We start from the raw sequence: 22547 nt of genomic DNA on the forward strand, positions 1-22547 counted from the left end.
AGCCCCAGCTGCCGACTGGTGGAGTACAATGGCAGGCCATCAAGAACTCACTTCCTGCTTGCCCATGAAGCTTTATGTCTCGTTTGCTGCGCGCATTCGCGCGATGATTGATGAAGGCGTATTGCGACCCGGTGACAAAATCTTTTCAGTACGGCAAGCCAGCCAGAAATACAGTCTCAGCATCAGCACCGTGTTGCGTGCCTACTTACTATTAGAGCAGGAAGGCATCATCAGCAGCCATCCCCAATCTGGATACTATGTCACGCAGCGCAAGCGCCTGAAACAACGTGGCTCGCCACTAGCAAAAGACATCAACCTTGCCGAGGTAGATGCCAGTAAGTTGGTGCTCACAACGCTGAAATCCATTCGTGAATTCGGCACCGTGCCGCTAGGTTCGCCGTTTCCCGACCCACAGCTCTTCCCGCTCAAGAAAATCCACCAGTATGAAAAAGCCCTGACTGATGACGAGGGAGAATGGGGCATCCTCAGCGATCTGCCACCCGGCAACGAAATGCTGCGCCAGCAGATTGCGCGTCGCTATCTCTTTCATGGCATGGATATTTCACCCGACGATATCGTCATTACCCACGGCGCCACGGAAGCCATTACGCTCTGCCTGCAGGCCGTCGCCAAACCCGGCGCTACCATTGTGCTGGAATCACCCGGCTACTATGCTCTGGCCCATACGGTGGAGCGACTGGGCATGCAGGTACTGGAACTGCACACCGACCCCGAATCCGGCTTGGATCTGGATGCGTTGCGCGCCACCATCAGCGCCATCAATATAGCCGCCGTGGTACTAACCGCCAACTTCCAGAACCCGTTGGGCTTCGTCATGCCAGACACAAAAAAGCAGGCGTTGGTAGCATTGTTGGCGGAACAGCAGATTCCACTGATCGAAGATGACGTCTACAGCGAACTGTATTTCAGCGACGAGCCGCCCAAACCTACCAAGGCGTTCGACCACGAAGGACTGGTGCTGCACTGCTCATCTTTCTCGAAATGCCTGACGCCAGGCTATCGCGTAGGCTGGACCGTAGCCGGACGTTATCGGCAGGAAGTAGAAAGACTAATGTTCCTCAGCAGCCTTTCCCTGCCCTCCGCGCCGCAGATTGCCATTGCCAAGTTCATGCAGCGCGACAGTTTTGAGCAGCACCTCAAACAATTACGCCATACGCTGCGATCGCAGTACATACTGATGCGCAACGTGATCGAGGAAAGCTTTCCCGCAGGCACTGAGCTTTCCGTACCCAAGGGCGGCTATGTCATCTGGGTCAGGCTACCGCCGCAACTGGATGCGCTGGACCTGTATCGCGCCGCGATTGATAACGGCATCACGGTCGCGCCAGGCAGCATTTTCTCGCGCCAGAAACAGCTAACCCATTATATCCGGCTGAATTTCAGCCACTTATGGAGCCTGGCCATTGAGCAAGCAGTGCGGCAACTGGGCAAGCTGGCATGCAAACTACTGGACGAATCGCAGCAAAACCCAAGCTGACCAATCCTCTCAACAGCAGCGCTTGATACCATCCCATTTCTGCTGCTGCCAGGTTTTGAAGAACTCCTCCCGCGACATGGGCAGTTCGACATGCTGGTGTCGTTCCTGATTGGCGGCATACAGCTTGAGATAACGCTCGTAAGCATCATCTCCTGACACCTCTCGCAGGAAATACCAGAATCGCCGCAGAAGCTGGATCAAGGAGCCCATCGCCAACGAATATCCGCTCAATCCCGTATCCAGGCAGTATCCAGCCTGGTAGCCACATACGGCGTTTCCACCGAAGGCCGCACCGGCTTTCCGCTCAGGCTGCGGTAGCTCACGCGCAGCATATCCAGGATCACGATCCACAGTACTGCGACGAAGAACAAGGTCAGCACCGCATCGAGCTGCTGGTTGAAGATCAATTGCGGAGCTACCGCCGCCTTTTCCGGCGGTAATATTCCAGCGGCCAGCTTGGCCGACATATCGTTGGCTGCGGCGAGGAAGCCGACGCGCACGTCGGCGCTGGTGATCTTTTCCCAAGCAGCCGTTGTGGTGACGATCACCAGCCAGCTCAACGGCAAGCCCGTGACCCAGGCATATCTAAGCCTGCCGGATTTGATGAAGATGCCGGTGCCCACCGACAAGGCGATCGCAGCCAGCATCTGGTTGGAAATGCCGAACAGCGGCCAGAGAATGTTGACGCCGCCATTCGGGTCGATCACGCCGATATAGAGGAAATAGCCCCAGCCCGCCACGACAATGGCGCTGGTAAGCAAGACCGAGGGATACCACGACGTTTGCCCCAACTTGGGCCAGAGATTGCCCAGCATGTCCTGCAGCATGAAGCGGCCGACGCGGGTACCCGCATCCAGCGTGGTCAGTATGAAGATCGCTTCGAACATGATGGCGAAGTGGTACCAGAGCGCCAGCAGGTGCTGCCCGAAAGCGCTGCCAAATATGCTGGCCATGCCCACTGCCAGTGACGGCGCGCCGCCAGTACGCGCAAACAAGGTGGATTCTCCCATCTCGCGCGCCAGGGTTTCCATCTGCTCCACAGTGACCGGGAAACCCCAGGCGCTAATGGTCGCTACCGCATCTGCAGCCTCCTTGCCGACAATGCCAGCCGGGCTGTTGATGGCGAAAAATATGCCCGGATCCAAGACGGTGGCGGCAACCATCGCCATGATGGCGACGAACGATTCCAGCAGCATGGCGCCATAGGCGATCATGCGGATATCCGACTCGTTGGCCAGCAGCTTGGGTGTGGTTCCCGACGCAATCAGCGCATGAAAACCAGAGACCGCGCCGCAGGCAATAGTGATGAAAACGAATGGGAACAGGCTACCGCCAAAAATCGGGCCGGTACCGTCAATAAACTGGGTCAAGGCCGGCATCTTGACTTCAGGTTGCAGCAGGATGATCGCCACAGCCAACAAGAAAATCGTGCCCAGCTTCATGAAGGTAGATAGATAATCCCGTGGCGCCAGCAGCAACCACACCGGCAGGATGGCAGCGGCAAAACCATAAGCAATCACCCACCAAGCCAAGGTCAAGCCGTCGTGGTCAAACAAGACACGTAACCAGGGATGATGATCAATATAGCCGCCGCCCACCACGGACAACAACAACAATACGACACCCAATACCGAAGCCTCCAGCACCCGCCCAGGCCGAAAGTGGCGCATGTAAATGCCCACTATCATGGCAATCGGTATAGTGGCAGCTACCGTGGATGTCGCCCATGGGCTGTGTTTCATGGCGTTAACCACCACCAGCCCCAACACCGCAATCAGGATCACCATGATGGTGAAAGTGCCGATCAGCGCTGCAAAACCGCCTATTGGCCCCAACTCTTCCCGCGCCATCTGTCCCAGGCTGCGGCCGTTGCGCCGGGTAGAGAGGAACAAGGTCACCATGTCCTGTACCGCGCCGCCCAAGACTGCACCGATCAATATCCACAAGGTGCCAGGCAGATAGCCGAACTGCGCCGCCAGCGTCGGCCCGACCAGTGGGCCCGGCCCTGCAATCGCCGCGAAGTGGTGGCCAAACACCACCCATTTGTTGGTCGGCACATAATCACGGCCGTTATCCAGCCGTTCCGCAGGCGTAGCGCGGCTGGCATCAACCATCAGTACCCGCGCCGCAATCCAGGCCGCATAAAAACGATAGGCTATCGCAAACACACAAACAGCAGCGGCAATAAACCACAAGGCATTGATGCTTTCGCCGCGATGCAGCGCAATGCCGCCCACCGCAGACGCGCCAATAATAGCAACCAGTATCCAGACTAGGTATTGCAGGGTTTTATTCATAATTGGTGATGTTTTTGAGGATGTTGATGTCACGCAGATAATGTCCGGCAGTATAAAACCAAAGCCCCCGCTCGGTAAGCAGAAGGTCGTGCCTGCTATGTAATCCAATGCAAAAGAACAGCCCGGACCTTTGTTCGGTCAAGGCACGTGTTTCTGATGCAAATGCACTTGCATTGGGCATTCGCGCCTTTCCGACCCTACCCTAGACTGCAACAATCTAGACGCAAGTCTCTATTTATTATGTGATTCCATCACTTTTCTACCATTGGCATGGTGATTGCTTATATCCAGGCGAGTTAAAAATGTTCAAGGTTTATTATGCTCCGGGTCGTGCTTATTGATAATCACTTGGGGCGTACAGCTCCCCTTAGCCAGTATCTGGCGGATGCGGGCTACGAGGTTGTTTCCCAACTTGCGGATATTGCTTGCCTTGATGAGGCTGTCAGATGCTTACAGCCAGATTTTGTGATCATTGATATCGTTTCACCAAGCAAAAATATGCTGGAACATCTGTTTTTGATGAACCGCAATATGCCGCAACCCATCGTGATGTTCACGTATGACGGTGATACCGAGAAAATCTGGGAAGCTACCCGTGCTGGCGTCAGCGCTTACGTGGTAGGAGAAATCAGCCATGACCGATTGAAATCGGTTGTGGATGCAGCAATTGCCCGGTTTGAAGAATTCAAGACATTGCGCAAGGCACTGGAAAGTGCCAATAACAGACTCAGCGAACGTAAGGTGATAGAAAAAGCCAAGGGTATTCTCATGCAGCAGCGGAATCTATGTGAGGACGAGGCTTATAAACTACTGCGCACCCTGGCCATGCAACAGAAAACCCGCTTGGCTGTATTAGCCAGGCAAATAGTCAAGGCAGCAGAGCTGTTGCTCTAACTTTCCGGCTTACTCCAATGACGGGGTAATCGATGCAGGATTAAAGGCCAAAGCTGGCCAATCGGACAAAGGCGTCCTTGCTTCAGGATCTATCTTCTGAGGCAGGACGCTTTTTTTATGGGAAGCATTGATGAGCGACAAAACCATCAGAAACGAGACAAGCAGTATCGGGATAAACAAAGCAAAGCACAACTTCCTGCGTGTCAGTAGAAAAAGGGCTGAAAGATGCGCCTTGGGCATGCTGCTGTCTGCCGGACTGATAAGCGCACAGGCAGCAGAGAGTGATCAATACAGCTTGCTTGAATCCATCAAGACCGGTAAGAGCATGAGCAGCCTACGACTGCGTTATGAGCATGCGGAGCAGGATAATCGCAGTAAAAATGCCGATGCATTCACACTGCGTACTTTGGTCGGTTGGCAGACAGCAGACTTCCATCATGTCAGCCTAGGTATACAGTTGATCAATGTCGCCAAGCTAACCGATAACTTCAACGATATGGACAAAGGCGAGCCACAACCCGGCATGGTCAATTACCCGGCCATCGTTGATCCTGGCTCCACCGGCGTCAATCAACTCTATCTTGACTGGAACGGCAGCAAGGACACTAGCATCCGCCTGGGAAGACAGTCAGTAAAACTAGATAACGTACGCTTTATCGGCAATATCGAGTTTCGCCAAGTCATGCAGGTGTTCGATGGCATCGCCATTGAAAACAAGAGCCTGCCCGATACCAGCCTCTATTTCGCTCATTTCGAGCGGGTCAAGCAAATCAATAATCGCAAGCGCAGCGGCAACCTGGATATTGTCCATGCTACTTATTCGATTTCGCCTGGTGAAACCTTGACTGCCTACGGTTATTTCAACAATTTCAACGACCTGGGATTCAATGCATCAAACGGATTAGGCGCAGATGCAGATGCCTCCAACAAGACGCTGGGGCTACGCCTGGATGGCATACGCACACTGAACGATACCTGGAAATTCCTCTATACCGCTGAATACGCCAAGCAGACAGACTATTCCAGCGGCGACTCTCGCATTGATGCTCATTATCTCCGGTTAGGTGTCGGCGCCATGATCAAGGGTTGGTATCTGCGCATTGATCAAGAGCAGCTATCAAGCAATCACGGCCGATACGCCTTCCAGAGCCCGTTTGGCACCAATCATTTGTTCCAGGGGTGGAATGATCATTTCCTGGTGACACCTGTCTGGGGCATCAAGGACAGTTTTCTCAGCTTTGGTGGCAAACCTTTACCTCAACTCAGCCTGCTAGGCGAGTTCCATCTGTTCCGCGCCGAGGAGAGTTTTTCCCAATTCAATGGCGGAGCCGGGAATCGCTACGGCAACGAAATCGATCTTGCCGCCAGCTGGAGCTGCAGCAAGCAGCTCTCATTGAAAGTGGAATACGCCCATTTCCGCGAGGGTGATCGCATTGCAGTGACGAGCTCCCGCAAACCTGACCTTGAACGTATCTGGTTCACCGCCCTGTATACCTTTTAATCCGCAAAGGACCATATCATGAAACAAACCTTCTGGCAGGCGGGACACAAACCCACGCTATTTTCCGCATTCCTTTACTTTGACTTGAGCTTCATGGTCTGGGTATTGCTCGGGCCGCTAGCAGTACAAATTGCCGGGGATCTTGCATTGACCCCGGCGCAGAAAGGTATGATGGTCGCTACTCCAGTCTTAACCGGCGCCCTATTGCGCATGATCATGGGCATATTGGTCGACCAGATACAACCCAAGAAGGCTGGTATCATTGGCCAGCTCATCGTCATTGCCGCCCTGGCAACTGCCTGGCTCAATGGAATCCATAGTTATCAGCAGGCGCTGATTCTCGGGGTATTTTTAGGTGTCGCTGGCGCATCATTCGCCGTTGCCCTGCCGCTCGCCTCACGCTGGTATCCTCCCGAGCATCAAGGCACCGCGCTGGGCATCGCTGGCGCAGGCAATTCAGGCACTGCACTGGCTGCATTGTTCGCCCCCGGGCTCGCACTGGCATTCGGTTGGAGCAATGTCTTTGGCCTGGCCCTGATTCCACTCATCATTACCCTAGTGCTCTACAGCCTGCTGGCAAAGGACGCTCCCAACCCACCAGCGTCCAAATCCGTGAGTGAATACCTTCATGTACTGAAAGATAAAGACGCATGGTGGTTCATGTTCTTCTATAGTGTCACGTTTGGCGGTTTTGTTGGCATGGCTTCCTCGCTCACTATCTATTTCAATGACCAGTACGGGCTGGATGCCGTACACGCCGGCTACTTCACTGCTGCGTGCGTATTCGCCGGTTCGCTGGTCCGTCCGATTGGTGGCAACCTGGCTGACCGTCTCGGCGGCATCCGCACCTTGAGCGTCATGTACGTTATTGCCGCCTGTTTCCTGTTTATTCTCAGCGTGGGCCTTAAAACACAGTTGAGCGGCTTGCTGGTGGTCATTTGCGCCATGATGGCCTTGGGCATGGGCAATGGTGCAGTGTTCCAGCTCGTGCCACAGCGCTTCCGCAAGGAAATTGGCGTGATGACCGGCCTGATTGGCATGGCAGGCGGTATCGGTGGTTTCTACCTGGCCTCTAGCCTTGGCTACTCCAAGCAGCTCACCGGCAGCTATCAGATTGGTCTCACCCTGTTTGCTTGCCTGGCTATCATCGCCCTGATCGGCCTTACCTTCGTCAAACAACGCTGGCGCACCACCTGGGGATCGGCTGCGGTGACGAGCGCCAAGGTTTAAGGTCAACAGGAATGACATCATTGACATTCCATACCGGCTTGAGCTCAGCCACCGGGCAGCGCGAACGCAATGAGGACTTCGCCAGCATGGTCACGCCAGAGAATATTACGCTGAAGCTCAAGGGTGCCATCTTTGCTGTGGCCGATGGCGTCAGCGGCAATGCCGGAGGACGCGAGGCTGCAGAAATGACCGTGCGCAGCCTGTTAACGGACTACTACGCCACTCCGGATACCTGGGAGGTTCCAACTGCCCTGGAGAAGGTGCTCAATGCCGCCAATCGCTGGGTGCTAGCACAAGCCATGCAGCATCGGGAAATGGCCGGCATGGCCACCACCGTAACATTACTGGTGCTACGAGGGCAGCGCTATTACTCGGCGCATGTTGGCGACAGCAGGCTATACCGCCTGCGCGGCGGCAATCTGGAGCGCCTCACTGCCGACCATGTCTGGGATCGGCCCGATATGCGCCATGTATTGAAACGCGCTATCGGGCTCGACCAGCAACTTAGCGTGGATTATGCCGAAGGCCAACTGCATGTAGGCGACCGTTATGTATTGATGACCGATGGCGTCTGGGCTGCCTTGCCAGACACCAGGCTGCAACGCTTGATACAGCAATATGCGCCACCGCAGGCATTAGCGGATGTTCTCATCAGGGAAGCCTTGCAAGCTGGTAGCAGTGACAATGCCACCGCCATCGTCATTGATGTGGAATCGGTTAGCGAGGATACGCTGACCGATTTTCTCGCCGAGAGTCGTCAGCTCAAACCACCTGCAAAACTCAAGGTTGGGGAAAGGTTAGACCAGTTTGAAATCATCGCAATACTTCATCAATCCCGTGCCAGTCTGGTGTATAAAGTCCGCCATGCGCAAAGTGGCCAGCTCTGGGTATTGAAAACCCTGCAACCAATACTGGCCAATGACCCGCAAAGCTGCATAGCTTTACTCAACGAGGAATGGCTGGCCAAACGTATTAGCTCGCAGTACCTGCCCCAGGTCTTGCCGCTGGATGCGGACACGCGCAGCCATCTCTATTACGTCATGAGCTGGCACGAAGGCGCAACACTGCAGCAACGCCTGCAACACGGACACCACTTCACCACGGCAGGCATCACTCGCATCGGCCAGGAAATGCTGCGCGGAATCGGGGCGCTGCATCGCATGCCTGTGCTGCACCGTGACATCAAGCCTGCCAACCTGCATATGGGTAAGGATGGGCGACTGCGTATTCTTGACCTTGGCGTCGCATCTGGCGGGCATCTTTCCACTCAGGAAACCATGCCGAATCCAGGAACACCAAGTTTCATGGCGCCAGAATTGTTTGATCACGCCGAATCCAGCGTACAAAGCGATATCTATGCAGCTGGTGTCACGCTCTACCACCTGCTGACGCGCAAATATCCTTACGGTGAAATCGAACCATTCCAGCATCCACGCTTTGGCGACCCGGTACCTCCAACCCGCTATCGCCCCGATATTCCGGGATGGCTGGAAAATATCATTCTCAAAGCTGTCACGCGCCAGCCCGCGTCCCGATTTGAAACAGCGGAGGAAATGCTGCTGGCGCTGGAAGTCGGGGAAACACGCCCGATCCTGCCAATGCGGCGCACGCCATTGATTTCTCGCGCCGGATTGCAGCAGTGGCAGTGGCTGGCGGTAGGCTCCCTATTCGTCAATATCCTGCTGGTGTATCTATTGCTTGTTGCCTGACTTTGATATGCACCAGTTCCATGCCGAGGTACATTTTTAGTGCAAGAAAGCAATACGCCTCTGCTCAAAGAAAACAAAAATCCAACATTTCCCGTTTAATATCAACCATCTAAAAATAATCCCACCATGGCATATCTGTTGCTTATATCAGAACAAAAGCTCATCACTGATGGATGAGTATTGATACAGAGGAATTACTCCTATCGGTAATCCTTTGATGGACAACGGCGTCCATTGCTTGTTTAGCACTGCCCATGGCAATTGCTGCACAGGTAATGGATGCCGTTTTGTTTTTGTGAGCCACAGGAAACACGACAATGAACGCAAACACCCACATCGTAGTAATAGGCAACGGTATGGTGGGCCATTACTTTGTGCAGGAGTTAGTCAAGCGCCAGCCTGATCTGGCGGCAGCCAATCTGCAAATCACAGTATTGGGAGAAGAACCGCGCCCAGCCTATGACCGTGTGCATCTTTCAAGCTTTTTCTCTGGCAGCACAGCTGATGACTTGTCATTGGTAGAGCAAGGATTTTATGAACGCCCTGGCTTGGAACTGCGGCTGAACGCACGGGCATCCACTATAGATCGCAGGCAACGAATCGTCATGCTAGCGGATGGCAGTATGCTGCATTATGACAAACTGGTGCTAGCCACTGGCTCTGCTCCCTTCGTACCGCCCGTGCCAGGCCGCGACCGCGAGAATTGCTTCGTCTACCGCACCATCGAAGACCTGGAGGCCATGACTGTGGCAGGCGCGACAGCCAAGAGCGGCGTCGTGGTCGGCGGCGGCCTGCTGGGCCTGGAGTGCGCCAAGGCCCTGCGCGACATGCGCCTGGACACCCATGTGGTGGAATTCGCCCCGCGCCTGATGGCGGTGCAAGTGGACGAAAGCGGCGGCCGCGTACTGCGCACCAAGATCGAGGAACTGGGCGTGCACGTGCACACCAGCCGCAATACCGTCAATATTACCGACGGTGCCACCGCCCGCCACCGTATGGTCTTCTTCGACGAAACCTGGCTCGAGACCGACATGATCGTGTTCTCCGCCGGCATCCGTCCGCGCGACGAGCTGGCGCGCGAATCCGGCCTGGCGATCGGCGCGCGCGGCGGCATCGCGATCGACGAGTTCTGCCGCTCCAGCGACCACGATATCTACGCAATTGGCGAGTGCGCCAACTGGAACGGTCAGATGTACGGTCTGGTTGCCCCTGGCTACGACATGGCGCGCATCGCCTGCGCCCATCTTTCCGGCGATTTCGCCGCGACTTTCCAGGGTGCCGACATGAGCACCAAGCTCAAGCTCATGGGCGTGGATGTCGCCAGCGTCGGCGACGCTCATGGTGAAACCCACGGCGCACGCAGCTACCAATACCTGGACGAAGTGCGCAAGATCTACAAGAAGATCGTCGTCAGCGAGGATGGCAAGAAGCTGCTCGGCGCGGTGCTGATCGGCAATGCCGATGAGTACGGCACCCTGCAGCAAATGACGGTCAATGCAATGCCCTTGCCGGAAAATCCCGAGTTCCTCATTCTGCCCGCCAGCGACGGCAAGGAAAAACCCGGCCTGGGCGTGGATGCCTTGCCTGACCATGCCGTCATGTGCTCGTGCAACAACGTTACCAAGGGCCAGATCGGCGATGCGGTCGCCAACGGGGCCTGCTCCATCGGCGAGATCAAAGCTTGCACCAAGGCCGGCACCGCCTGCGGCGGCTGTGTGCCGTTGGTCACCCAGGTGATGAAGGCGCAGATGGTCAAGCTGGGCATGACAGTGAACAACCACTTATGCGAACACTTCCCCTATTCGCGCCAGGAGCTTTACCACCTGGTGCGCGTGGGCCATATCAGGACTTTCGACGAACTGCTGGAGAAACACGGCAAGGGCCTGGGCTGCGACATCTGCAAGCCCACCGCCGCCAGCATTCTCGCTTCCTGCTGGAACGACTTTATTCTCAAGAAGGACCTGGCATCGCTGCAGGACTCCAACGACTATTTCCTCGGCAATATCCAGAAGGACGGCAGCTATTCGGTGGTGCCGCGCATGCCCGGCGGCGAGGTCACACCCGACGGCCTGATCGCGATCGGCCAGGTTGCCAAGAAATACGGCCTCTACACCAAGGTCACCGGCGGCGCGCGCGTGGACATGTTCGGCGCGCGCGTCGAGCAATTGCCGCATATCTGGGAAGAGTTGATCGCCGCCGGCTTCGAGTCCGGCCATGCCTACGGCAAGTCGCTGCGCACCGTCAAAAGCTGCGTCGGTTCGACCTGGTGCCGCTACGGCGTGGACGACAGCGTGGGCCTCGCCGTGCAGTTGGAGAACCGCTACAAGGGCCTGCGCGCGCCACACAAGATCAAGTTCGGCGTCTCGGGCTGCACGCGCGAATGCGCCGAGGCGCAAGGCAAGGACGTGGGCGTGATTGCCACCGAGAACGGCTGGAACCTCTACGTCTGCGGCAACGGCGGCATGAAGCCGCGCCATGCCGAGCTACTCGCAAGCGACCTGAGCAAGGTAGAACTGATCCGCATGATAGACCGCTTCCTAATGTTCTACATTCGCACCGCCGACCGCCTGCAACGCACCAGCACCTGGCGCGACAACCTCGAAGGCGGGCTGGACTACCTCAAGGACGTGGTCATCAACGACTCGCTGGGCCTGGGAGCGGAACTGGAAGCGCAGATGCAGCACGTGGTGGACAACTACCAGGACGAATGGAAGACCGCCGTCACCGATCCCGTAGTCCGTCAACGCTTCCGCAGTTTCATCAACAGCGCAGCCAGTGACGAAAACATCGTGTTCGTGAAAGAACGCGAGCAGATACGCCCTGCTACATCAGAGGAAAAACAGAAATCAAAAATCATCCCGATCCTGGCACTGGTCGATTAACCCGATGGAGTAACAGCATGAGTCAATTACAACAAACCGCAACCATTCCAGCAGCAGATGAGCAACTTGCGTCTCTGGCAGACTCTTGGCAGGCAATCTGCAAGCTCGAGGAAATCTGGCCCAATACCGGCGTCTGCGCCCTCACGCATGGTCGGCAAATTGCGATTTTCCGCATGAAGAGTGATGTGCTGTACGCGATCGATAACCATGACCCGCACAGCGGGGCGAATGTACTGTCACGTGGCATCATCGGCGACCTGAGAGGCGAGCCAGTGGTAGCTTCTCCCATCTACAAACATCACTACCAGCTGCGCACGGGCACATGTGTAGAAGATGTGGACACACAGTTGAATACCTATCCGGTACAGCTTCGGGATGGCGTAGTCTGGGTGCAAACCACCAGATAGCCAGCCACTAGCGATCATCATGACAACAGTGAAATCAGTCTGTCCTTACTGCGGTGTCGGCTGCGGCATTGTCATGGAAGTGCAGAACAACCGTGTGATCAAAGTGACAGGTGACAAGGAACACCCTACCAACTTTGGCCGTCTGTGCACCAAGGGCAATACCTGTGCCCAGGCGCTGTCAGATTCTGGCAGGCTGGAGCATGCTTATATGCGCCAGCAACGTTACGAAGAGCTATGTCGTACGACCCTTGATACCGCCATCAAGGAAGCTGCTCATCGACTGCGCGCTATTATCGACGAACATGGCCCTGATGCCGTGGCGCTGTATGTCTCGGGACAAATGTCAATCGAAGCCCAATATCTGGCCAACAAACTGATCAAGGGCTACATTGGCAGCAATAATATCGAGTCTAACTCCAGACTGTGCATGGCAAGTGCTGGAAGTGGGTACAAACTTTCACTGGGTGCCGATGGTCCGCCAGGCTCTTATCAGGATTTTGACCAGGCTGACCTGTTCTTCGTCATTGGCGCCAATATGGCTGACTGCCACCCCATTCTGTTCCTGCGCCTGATGGACAGGGTCAAGGCTGGCGCCAAGCTGATCGTAGTTGACCCACGCCGCAATACCACCGCCGACAAGGCTCACCTGTTTATGCAAATCAAGCCAGGCACCGATATGGCATTGCTCAATGGCCTGCTGCATTTGCTGCACAAGCATGGTCATACCAACCCTGAATTCATTGCCAGCTTCACCGAAGGCTGGGAAGTCATGCCGGAATTTCTGGAAGATTACACACCTGAAAAAGTGTCGGAGATCACTGGCATTGCAAAAGCTGATATCTGTCAGGCTGCTGAATGGATAGGCCAGGCAAAAAACTGGATGAGTTGCTGGACCATGGGCCTGAACCAGAGTACGCACGGCACTTGGCATACCAACGCGCTCTGCAACCTGCACCTAGCTACAGGTGCCATATGCCGCCCTGGTAGCGGGCCGTTCTCACTGACAGGCCAACCCAATGCCATGGGTGGTCGTGAGATGGGCTATATGGGTCCTGGGTTACCCGGCCAGCGCTCTGTACTGGTCGAACAGGATCGGAAGTTTATTGAAGAACTCTGGGGCGTGCCAGCAGGTACCTTGCATACCCGTTCGGCAGGTGGCACTGTTGCCATGTTCGAACAAATGGCTGCCGGCAAGATCAAGGCATGCTGGATTATCTGCACCAACCCCGTCGCCAGTGTTGCCAACCGTCAGAATGTGATCTCAGCGCTGCAACAGGCTGAATTGGTCATCACCCAGGATGCCTTTCTCGATACCGAGACCAACCGCTACGCCGACATTCTATTGCCCGGTGCCTTATGGGCAGAAGCCGAAGGAGTCATGATCAACTCCGAACGCAACATGACACTGATGCAGCAAGCAGTACATCCTCCGGGAGACACCATGGCAGACTGGCAAATCATCGCCCGGGTTGCCTGTGAAATGGGGTATGCGGATGGCTTCAGTTATGCCTCGGCAGATGAAGTGTTCAATGAAATCCGCCGCACCTCGAACCACAAGACTGGCTACGATATCCGCGGTGCGAGTCACGACCGCCTGCGCGAGACCCCGCTACAATGGCCTTGCCCGCCCGACAGTGCCGAGAATCGTCACCCTATCCGCTATATCAATGATGGCATCAGCCAGAAGCACAAAATCAATGAAGATGGCAGCAGTCCATTGATTGCCTTCGCCACGGAAAGCGGCAAGGGAATATTTTTTGCCCGCCCCTATCTACCTCCTGCAGAAATGCCTGACCAGGATTTTCCTATCGTGCTCAACACCGGGCGCCTGCAACATCAATGGCACACGATGACCAAAACCGGCAAGATCCCGACCCTGAACAAGCTGAATCCCGGCCCATTTATTGAAATCAACCCTGAGGATGCCGCTGTATTGGAAATTCAGGATAAACACCCTGTGGAAGTCCGCTCCCGACGTGGTCGTGCCATCCTGCCTGCCATCGTGACTGGGCGCGTATTGCCGGGCAACTGTTTTGCCCCTTTCCATTGGAACGATGTTTTTGGCGACGACCTGGCGATCAATGCCGTCACCAGCGATGCCATCGATCCATTATCACAACAGCCTGAGTTCAAATTCAGTGCGGTTGCCCTGAGCAAGGTAACAGAAACGCCAACTGCCACCTCACCCAGCATTCATGACCAGCAAATTCACCATGAGGCAGAAGCCGATACAAGCAATACGAAGGAAATTGCAATGCAAGATATTGATGCCTTGACCCAATTACTCGGTCTGGACACTTCCCCAGCCATTCAACTTGAACCGGAAGAACAGCTCTATCTACAAGGCTATGTCACAGGTCTGCGTAGCGATGCTTCCCGCAAGGCTGGCGGCATTCCGACCATTCCAGTCACCGCACCACTGCATCCGGAACGGCGGACACTGGTGGACGGCATACTGGCTGGCCTGTTTGCCAGAACCTGGATTGCGCCATCCGAAAAACCCGTTCAGCAATCAGCAGACAACGGCAGTGCGCCCAGTCCAAGCATCCATATTCTTTGGACATCACAAACTGGCAATGCAGAAACCTTCGCAGGAGAATGCGTGGATCATTTGCAGGCAGCAGGCTGGCAAACCACGCTCAGCAGCATGAATGATGTAAATCCAGCCGATCTGCTCAAGACATCCCATGTGCTGTTACTGGCCAGTACCTTCGGTGATGGCGACCCGCCCGATAATGGCAGCCAATTCTGGTCTGCATTGCAGGCTGAAGATGTGCCTGCATTACCAGCATTGCATTATGCAGTGCTGGCCTTTGGTGATTCCAACTATGATCAGTTCTGCGGTTTCGGTCGTAACCTTGATATGCGCCTGGCCACACTTGGAGCAAGCCGAATCATTGAGCGCGCAGACTGTGAGCCAGAATATACTGATACTGCCCGCCTCTGGCTGCGCAAGGTAGTAACAGCCCTTAGCAATCAGCAGGTTACAGTCAGGCAGACAGAGTTGGTATCGGCTGATGGCGATGCCATTGAAGGCCTGGCAGCCAGCATAACGTTACCTGTCGGCTATACACGCCAGCGTCCACTGCAAGCGAGGCTTGTTGTGAATCAACGTCTGAATGCCGAGAATTCGGCAAAAGAAGTTAGACAACTTGCATTCGATATCAGCCACAGTCATTTCGACTATGAGGCAGGCGATGCACTCGGTGTCTGGCCCACCAACAGTCCTGAACTTGTTGGAGAGTTACTGACTGCATTGAATCTATCCCCATCCACCAAAGTCCATGTTAAAGACCATGGAGAGGCCACAATGGTGGAAGCCTTGTCGCATCATTACGAAATCGCCCGCATCACACCAGAATTACTGCAGTTCATCAGCACACGCTCAGGGAGTCAGGAACTGGCCACCTTGCTTGATGAAAAACATAAAGCCGACCTCAAGCAATGGCTCTGGGGCAAACAGATTGTGGATCTATTGCACGCTTATCCGATCAAACAAGTAGAGGCCAATACGTGGCTATCGGTGTTGAAACGCCTGCAGCCACGCCTTTATTCCATCTCCTCCAGCCCTAGGCAGTTTCCTGATCAAGTCCACTTGACAGTGTCGACGGTACGCTATAACAGCGAATATGCACTTCGCGGCGGAGTATGCTCCACCTTTCTCGCAGATCGTGCCATTAACGGCGATGTGCCAATTTTCCTGCAGAAATCCGCACACTTCCGTCCGCCCAAGCAACCAGAAACTCCCTTAATCATGGTCGGCCCAGGCACAGGCATCGCGCCATTTCGTGCGTTCCTGCAGGAACGCCAAGCGCTGGGAGCAACCGGCAAGAACTGGCTGTTCTTTGGCGAACAACACGAAGAAACGGATTTCTACTACCGCGAAGAACTAGCTGCTATGCAACAGGCTGGTTATCTGCATAAACTGGATACCGCTTTCTCCCGAGATCAGACAGAAAAGATCTATGTGCAACATCGCATGCTGGAAAACGGCGCCGAACTATGGCAATGGTTGGAGCAAGGCGCGCATTTCTGCGTATGCGGTGACGCCAGCAGGATGGCGAAGGACGTGGATACGGCGCTCAAGCAGATTGTCCAAACCCATGGCAATCTAAGCCAAGAAGCTGCCGTGCAATATGTGACCAGAATGTCACAAGACAAGCGCTATGTGCGGGATGTGTACTGATTCAGGCACATGAAACTAGCTGGGTTAGAAACTAGAAATAAACCCGCCAGCATTTACAGCAGTCCACGTTCAGAAAATGAAACTACCTGATTACCCGCCACAACGAAGTGATCCAGCACGCGGATATCGATCAGTGTGAGGGCAGCTTTCAGGGAGTCTGTCAGCATCCGGTCTGCCTGGCTAGGCTCAGGCACACCCGATGGATGGTTATGGGCAAAAATCACGGCAGCGGCGTTATGGTGCAGGCTGCGCTTGACGACCTCGCGTGGATAAACCGATGTTTGCGTCAATGTGCCGCTGAACATTTCCTCAACTGCCAATACCCTGTGCTGCGCATCGAGAAAAATGATCATGAACACCTCGCGCGGCAAGGCCCCGATTTTCAGGCTCAAATATTGCCGCACCGCCTGCGGCGAGGTCAGCACGTCACGCTCCTGCATTTCCTCCAGCAAGGCGCGGCGGCTCATCTCGAAAATCGCCTGCAGCTGCACAAACTTGCTGACGCCCATGCCATGCACCTGTTCGATCTCCGGCAAGGTTGCAGCAAATATGCCGTTCAGGCTGGAAAATCGCGTGAGGAGGTCGCGCGCCAGGTCAACCGCGCTTTTGCCCGTCACGCCTATGCGCAGGAAAATAGCCAGCAGCTCAGCATCAGAAAGCGCCATCGCCCCGTTTGCCAACAGCTTCTCGCGGGGCCGCTCACCTTCTGGCCAATCAGTAATCGCCACAGTTCAGCCTTTCATATAGAATCAAGCAAGTCCATAGCGCAGTTTCACTGCATCTGCACACCATTCCGATGAGCCATTATTCCATAAAAAAACTTCTGCTCGGCATCACTGGCGGCATTGCCGCCTACAAATCCGCAGAGCTGGTCAGGTTGCTGACCAAACAAGGAATTGATGTCCACGTGGCTATGACCCAGGCCGCCACGCAGTTTGTCACACCGATGACCTTCCAGGCATTGTCAGGCAATCCTGTGCATACCGATTTGTGGCAGCCTGAATCTGGCAACGGCATGGCGCATATCGACCTTTCGCGTCAAGTAGATGCCATCCTGGTTGCGCCCGCCAGCGCGGATTTTGTCGCAAAATTGGTGCACGGCATCGCCGACGACCTGCTCTCGACCTTATGCCTGGCGCGGGATTGCAAACTGTTCGTGGCGCCTGCCATGAACCAGCAGATGTGGAAAAACCCGGCGACCCAGCGCAATATCCGCCAGTTGCAGCATGACGGCGTCACCGTATTCGGCCCGGCCAGCGGCGCGCAAGCCTGTGGCGAAACCGGCCCAGGCCGCATGCTGGAGCCGGAAGAGCTGCTTGAGTTGCTGCTGGCTCGCATCCAGCCTCAGCTCTTTACCGGCAAACGCATCCTTATCACCGCGGGACCCACCCATGAGGCAATCGACCCGGTGCGCGCCATCACCAATCATAGTTCGGGAAAAATGGGCTACAGCATCGCCCGCGCCGCCATTGAGATGGGCGCGGAGGTCACGCTGGTGAGCGGGCCGGTAGCGTTGCCGCCTCCCTCTCAGGCACGCACGATTCCTGTCACCAGCGCGCTAGACATGCTAGCCGCTGTGGAAGCCAACCTGCAGGGTCAGGATATCTTTATCTCGGTCGCTGCCGTCGCGGACTACCGGCCAGCCCAACTCAGCGAACACAAACTGAAGAAAAGCGCGGCGGTGCTCACCCTCGTGCTGGAGCCCAACCCGGATATCCTCGCCACCGTCGCTGGCCGCACCGATGCGCCATTCTGCGTCGGCTTTGCCGCGGAAAGCGAGAACCTGCTGCAATACGCCGAAGAAAAACGCCTTAAAAAATGCTTACCCCTGATTGCCGCCAACCTCGCCAGCGAAGCGTTGGGGAAAGACGACAGTCAGCTGGTGCTGCTCGATGACCAAGGCACCCATCCCCTGCCTCCGGCACCCAAAATCACCTTGGCACGTGGCTTGCTGCAACATATCGCCACCATGCTGGATAGCTGCGCCACCCGAACCGCATCAAGAAAAGAACAATCAAGCTAGAAAGTTATTCATGAGCCTCAAGATAGACGTCAAAATTCTGGACCCTCGCCTGCAATCCTCTTTGCCCGACTATGCCACCCCCGGCTCTGCTGGCCTGGATCTGCGAGCCTGTATTGAACAACCCCAGACACTCGTCCCCGGTGAAACTACTCTGATCCCGACCGGCATGGCGATTCATCTTGCTGATCCGCACTATGCCGCTCTGATCTTGCCGCGTTCGGGATTGGGTCACAAACACGGCATCGTGCTCGGCAATCTGGTGGGGCTGATCGATTCCGACTACCAGGGGCAACTCATGGTGTCATGCTGGAACCGCGGCACGGAAAGTTTCACCCTCAACCCCATGGAGCGCATCGCCCAGATGGTCATCGTACCCGTAGTGCAGGCCAGCTTCAATATCGTGGACGATTTCGTCAGCAGTGAACGGGGCGAAGGCGGTTTCGGCAGTACCGGAAAACATTGACGCCAGAATAAAATCTTTGAATTCTCTTGAAAGGGTTCGCGTTTTCATGGTATAAATGCGGTCTTTTCGAATTTCGGAGTTCGCCATGGCACGCGTATGTCAGGTAACCGGCAAAAAGCCGATGGTTGGGAATAATGTTTCCCACGCAAACAACAAGACCAAGCGTCGTTTCCTTCCCAACCTGCAAAATCGCAAGTTCTGGGTTGAAAGCGAAAACCGCTGGGTTAGCCTACGTATTACCAATGCTGCTCTGCGCACTATTGACAAGAATGGTATCGATGCTGTTCTGGCTGATCTGCGTGCCAGCGGTGAAAAGATTTAAGGACTAGATCATGCGTGAAAAAATCAAACTGGAATCCAGCGCAGGTACAGGTCACTTCTATACCACGACCAAGAACAAGCGCACCATGCCTGAGAAGATGGAGATCAAGAAGTTTGATCCTGTCGTCCGCAAGCATGTCCTGTATAAGGAAACCAAGCTGAAATAATAATCTCAGCTCAATAAAAAAGAAAAAAGCCCGCATTTGCGGGCTTTTTTATTGCTTGCATCCTTTAAAAACTCACCCGCAAAAACCAGCTTGGCGCAGCACTTTTCTATTATTTACTGCTCGCAACGTCTGCGGAGGCCATTGATACTGGCTCCATACTCATTCCTGAGTCCAGGATACGGATTTCACGTTGCGGGTAAGGGATGGATATGCCTCGCGCCTTGAACTCGTCCCAGAGGTCGAGATACACCGTTGATGGAATATTGCCCGCACCATTTTCCGGGTCGGCCACCCACACGCTCAAACCAAGATCAATCCCACTCTCGCCGAAGCCGACCAGTTTGGCATCCGGTTCCGGATCCTGCATGACACGCGGATGGCGTTTTGCCACCTCAACCATCAATGCCAGTGTGGAACGCAGGTCAGTATCATAACCCACCTGTATCGGCAAGCTCAGCTTGACCCTGCGCCGGGTGGCAGTATGGTTCACCACCGCGCTGGTAATCAGAGTCTCATTCGGGATGATCACATCCGTTCCATCCAGTTGCCGCAACACCATATAGCGCGAGCGCAATTCCTGCACGCTGCCGTAATACGAGCCGATGGTAACAAAATCTCCCAGGCTCATGGACTCATCCAGCAGAATGATGAAACCGCTGACATAATTGCTGGCGATTTTCTGTAAACCAAAACCCAAACCCACGCCCAATGCACCACCAAATACAGACAACAAGGTGATATCCAGCCCCACTGCCGACAAGGCAATCAGCACTGCTACAAACACAAAGGCAATGCGGATCACCTTGTTGATCACCACCCGCATATTGAGATTGATATGGGTAGCCTGCATCAGTTTGTTTTCGATCAGGCGACTCAACCACAAGGCAATGAATACCGTCACCAATACCGTCAGCAACCCCTGGATTACCAGCAGCAGACTGACTGGGCTCTTGCCGATGTTGAAGCGTACGCTGTCCAGCGCGTCCAGAATATCTGGCAGCACGCCTGTGACATGCAGTACCAAAATCAGCCAGACCGTGGTGGAAAATATATTTTCTGTCGTCCTGAGCCAGCCACTGGGTGAGAACACATAGCGCAGCACGTAAACAGCCAGACGTATCACCGCCATAGCAATCAGCAATCGGGAAGCTAACTCCAGCAGACTGGCGCTGTACCAGTGGCTAATGGCCAGCTGGCCGATAGATACCATCACCAGGGAAGAAATGGGGAACAGAATGCGCGTCAAGCCTTCCACAGCTGCCCGGTGCACGTTACTGCGATTCAAGCGTCCACGCTGGAAACTATTAATAGACCAGGCAATCGCCAGGCTGATAAGCAAGATGCCAACCTGCCACAGAACTGTTGCAGTTGAGAAATCATGCGCCAGCTCTTGCCAGGCGTTATATAAGGGATTGTTCATAACAGGAAAATCGTCGCAAGTCCGAGGAAAATGAAGAAACCTCCACTATCTGTCACCGCCGTGATCAGGACGCTGGAACCCACCGCCGGGTCGCGGTTGAATTTGGTCGACATCACCAGTGGAATCATCACCCCCATGATCGCAGCCAATAACAGGTTCAGCGTCATCGCAGCAGCCATCACCACGCCAAGTGCGGCATTGTCGTATAACCAATAGGCGATCACCCCGAGTACGCTGCCCCAGATCAAGCCATTGATCAGGCCCACGCCAGTTTCCTTGATCAACATGGATTTTGTGTTATATCCCGACACTTGCCCCAAAGCCAGGCCGCGCACGATCATGGTAGTGGTCTGGTTACCAGAATTGCCGCCCATGCCTGCTACAATCGGCATCAAGGCTGCCAACGCCACAATCTTCTCGATCGAGCCTTCAAACAGGCCAATCACCCGGGAAGCAAGAAATGCCGTCACCAGGTTAATCGCCAGCCAAGTCCAGCGGTTTTGCACTGATTTCCAGACCGAGGAGAAAATGTCTTCCTCTTCGCGCAGACCAGCCATGGAGAGCATGTCGCTTTCCGCTTCTTCACGGATATAGTCCATTACCGTATCCACCGTAAGACGCCCGATCAGGCGATTACTTGCATCCACCACTGGCGCCGTCACCAGGTCATACCGCTCGAAGGCCTTGGCAGCCTCGTCCGCCTTGTCTTCGGGATGAAACATCACGGCATCGTCCGCCATGATCTCGGCGACGCTGGCATCCGGATCATTCACCACCAGTCGCTTCAGCGGCAGAACACCGCGCAATACATCATCACGGTCAACGACAAACAATTTATCGGTATGGTCAGGCAGGCTGCCAATCCGGCGCAGATAACGCAGCGCCACCTCCAGGGTGATATCCTCACGGATCGTGACAATATCAAAGTCCATCAGCGCGCCCACTGCATCTTCGGAATAACCCAGCGCGGACTGCAGGCGTTCACGGTTGCGGCTATCCAGGCTATCAAGCAGATCTTGCAACACATCCCGTGGCAAGTCAGGCGCCAGGTCCGCCAGCTCATCGGTATCAAGCTGTTCAGCAGCGGCTAGCAACTCGTCGCTGTCCATGTCCGCGATTAGTGTCTGGCGAACGGCATCCGATACTTCAAGCAGAATTTCCCCATCCCGCTCTGCTTTCACCATATCCCAGACATCGAGACGCTGCTCTAGCGGCAACGCCTCCAGAATATAGGCCACATCAGCTGGATGCAGGGCATCCAGCTTCTTCTGCAACTCAACCAGGTTCTGCTTATGCACCAGTGTCTGCACCAGCTCCTGCTTGGGCATATCTTGCTTGTGTACCAGCTCCTCAACCAGACGGTGCTTGTTCAGCAGAGTAATCACCTGCTGCAAACTTTCCTGCAAGCTTTCTTTTGATTCCTGAATATCCGTCATGTCCTCGAAACCCGTACTCATCATTAAGTCAATGCCGCGCAAGCATTGGACGCAGTAAGAAATTTAAATTCAGCACGGACACACGCCCATCAAGCTGAATCTGTTTCTTTCAA

General features: G+C 54.9%; 17 protein-coding genes. 12 read left to right on the forward strand and 5 right to left on the reverse strand.

The window, feature by feature from the left end; genetic code table 11:
* The first annotated feature begins 64 nt into the window (after positions 1-64).
* A complete protein-coding gene (locus tag V7Z75_RS10815; protein ID WP_442919911.1) occupies positions 65-1498 on the forward strand; it encodes an aminotransferase-like domain-containing protein in 1434 nt (477 codons plus the stop codon).
* Positions 1499-1507: 9 nt separating this feature from the next.
* On the opposite strand, the gene V7Z75_RS10820 is transcribed toward V7Z75_RS10815, so the two are convergent.
* Positions 1508-1729 (reverse strand): YbdD/YjiX family protein, encoded by a 222-nt coding sequence (locus V7Z75_RS10820; RefSeq protein WP_334108685.1) that lies wholly within the window; start codon positions 1727-1729, stop codon positions 1508-1510.
* Positions 1726-3795, reverse strand: coding sequence for a carbon starvation CstA family protein (locus tag V7Z75_RS10825; protein WP_334108687.1), 2070 nt, complete (start codon positions 3793-3795; stop codon positions 1726-1728). The genes V7Z75_RS10820 and V7Z75_RS10825 overlap by 4 nt, the downstream gene beginning before the upstream one ends.
* A gap of 318 nt (positions 3796-4113) precedes the next feature.
* Between V7Z75_RS10825 and V7Z75_RS10830 the strand changes: the two genes are divergently transcribed.
* The 7 genes from V7Z75_RS10830 to V7Z75_RS10860 all read left to right on the forward strand — a co-directional run bounded on the left by V7Z75_RS10830 (position 4114) and on the right by V7Z75_RS10860 (position 16604).
* Positions 4114-4689, forward strand: a complete 576-nt coding sequence (locus V7Z75_RS10830) for an ANTAR domain-containing response regulator (protein WP_334108689.1) — start codon at positions 4114-4116, stop codon at positions 4687-4689.
* A gap of 130 nt (positions 4690-4819) precedes the next feature.
* On the forward strand, positions 4820-6190 hold the full coding sequence (locus V7Z75_RS10835) for an alginate export family protein (protein WP_334108690.1): 1371 nt from the start codon (positions 4820-4822) through the stop codon (positions 6188-6190).
* 18 nt (positions 6191-6208) lie between these two features.
* Positions 6209-7420, forward strand: a complete 1212-nt coding sequence (locus V7Z75_RS10840) for a nitrate/nitrite transporter (RefSeq protein ID WP_334108692.1) — start codon at positions 6209-6211, stop codon at positions 7418-7420.
* An 11-nt stretch (positions 7421-7431) separates the two neighbouring features.
* The gene (locus tag V7Z75_RS10845) at positions 7432-9129 is read left to right on the forward strand and encodes a bifunctional protein-serine/threonine kinase/phosphatase (protein ID WP_334108694.1); all 1698 of its coding nucleotides are present in this window, start codon (positions 7432-7434) and stop codon (positions 9127-9129) included.
* Between the two features lie 317 nt (positions 9130-9446).
* Positions 9447-12011, forward strand: coding sequence for a nitrite reductase large subunit NirB (nirB, locus tag V7Z75_RS10850; RefSeq protein ID WP_334108695.1), 2565 nt, complete (start codon positions 9447-9449; stop codon positions 12009-12011).
* A gap of 17 nt (positions 12012-12028) precedes the next feature.
* Positions 12029-12418: a nitrite reductase small subunit NirD gene (gene nirD, locus V7Z75_RS10855; protein ID WP_334108697.1), complete on the forward strand. Its 390-nt coding sequence runs from the start codon at positions 12029-12031 to the stop codon at positions 12416-12418.
* A gap of 19 nt (positions 12419-12437) precedes the next feature.
* Entirely contained in the window at positions 12438-16604 is a 4167-nt protein-coding gene (locus V7Z75_RS10860) for a sulfite reductase subunit alpha (RefSeq protein ID WP_334108698.1), read from the forward strand.
* Positions 16605-16657: 53 nt separating this feature from the next.
* Here V7Z75_RS10860 and radC read toward each other — a convergent pair whose 3' ends face one another.
* Positions 16658-17332 (reverse strand): RadC family protein, encoded by a 675-nt coding sequence (gene radC / locus V7Z75_RS10865; protein ID WP_334108700.1) that lies wholly within the window; start codon positions 17330-17332, stop codon positions 16658-16660.
* A 68-nt stretch (positions 17333-17400) separates the two neighbouring features.
* On the opposite strand from radC, the gene coaBC reads away from it, so the two are divergent.
* The 4 genes from coaBC (at position 17401) to rpmG (ending at position 19578) form a co-directional block, all read left to right on the forward strand.
* A complete protein-coding gene (gene coaBC, locus V7Z75_RS10870; RefSeq protein ID WP_334108702.1) occupies positions 17401-18627 on the forward strand; it encodes a bifunctional phosphopantothenoylcysteine decarboxylase/phosphopantothenate--cysteine ligase CoaBC in 1227 nt (408 codons plus the stop codon).
* 10 nt (positions 18628-18637) lie between these two features.
* The gene (gene dut / locus V7Z75_RS10875; RefSeq protein ID WP_334108703.1) at positions 18638-19090 is read left to right on the forward strand and encodes a dUTP diphosphatase; all 453 of its coding nucleotides are present in this window, start codon (positions 18638-18640) and stop codon (positions 19088-19090) included.
* Between the two features lie 85 nt (positions 19091-19175).
* Positions 19176-19412 carry a 50S ribosomal protein L28 gene (gene rpmB / locus V7Z75_RS10880; RefSeq protein ID WP_011478680.1) on the forward strand — a complete coding sequence of 79 codons (237 nt, stop codon included), beginning with the start codon at positions 19176-19178 and terminating at the stop codon, positions 19410-19412.
* A gap of 10 nt (positions 19413-19422) precedes the next feature.
* Entirely contained in the window at positions 19423-19578 is a 156-nt protein-coding gene (gene rpmG, locus V7Z75_RS10885; protein WP_067267382.1) for a 50S ribosomal protein L33, read from the forward strand.
* 109 nt (positions 19579-19687) lie between these two features.
* On the opposite strand, the gene V7Z75_RS10890 is transcribed toward rpmG, so the two are convergent.
* On the reverse strand, positions 19688-20998 hold the full coding sequence (locus tag V7Z75_RS10890; protein WP_334108711.1) for a mechanosensitive ion channel family protein: 1311 nt from the start codon (positions 20996-20998) through the stop codon (positions 19688-19690).
* Positions 20995-22434, reverse strand: coding sequence for a magnesium transporter (mgtE, locus tag V7Z75_RS10895; protein WP_334108742.1), 1440 nt, complete (start codon positions 22432-22434; stop codon positions 20995-20997). The genes V7Z75_RS10890 and mgtE overlap by 4 nt, the downstream gene beginning before the upstream one ends.
* Between the last annotated feature and the right edge of the window lie 113 nt (positions 22435-22547).

Source organism: Methylobacillus sp. (genome assembly GCF_036844465.1).
Taxonomy (GTDB): domain Bacteria; phylum Pseudomonadota; class Gammaproteobacteria; order Burkholderiales; family Methylophilaceae; genus Methylobacillus.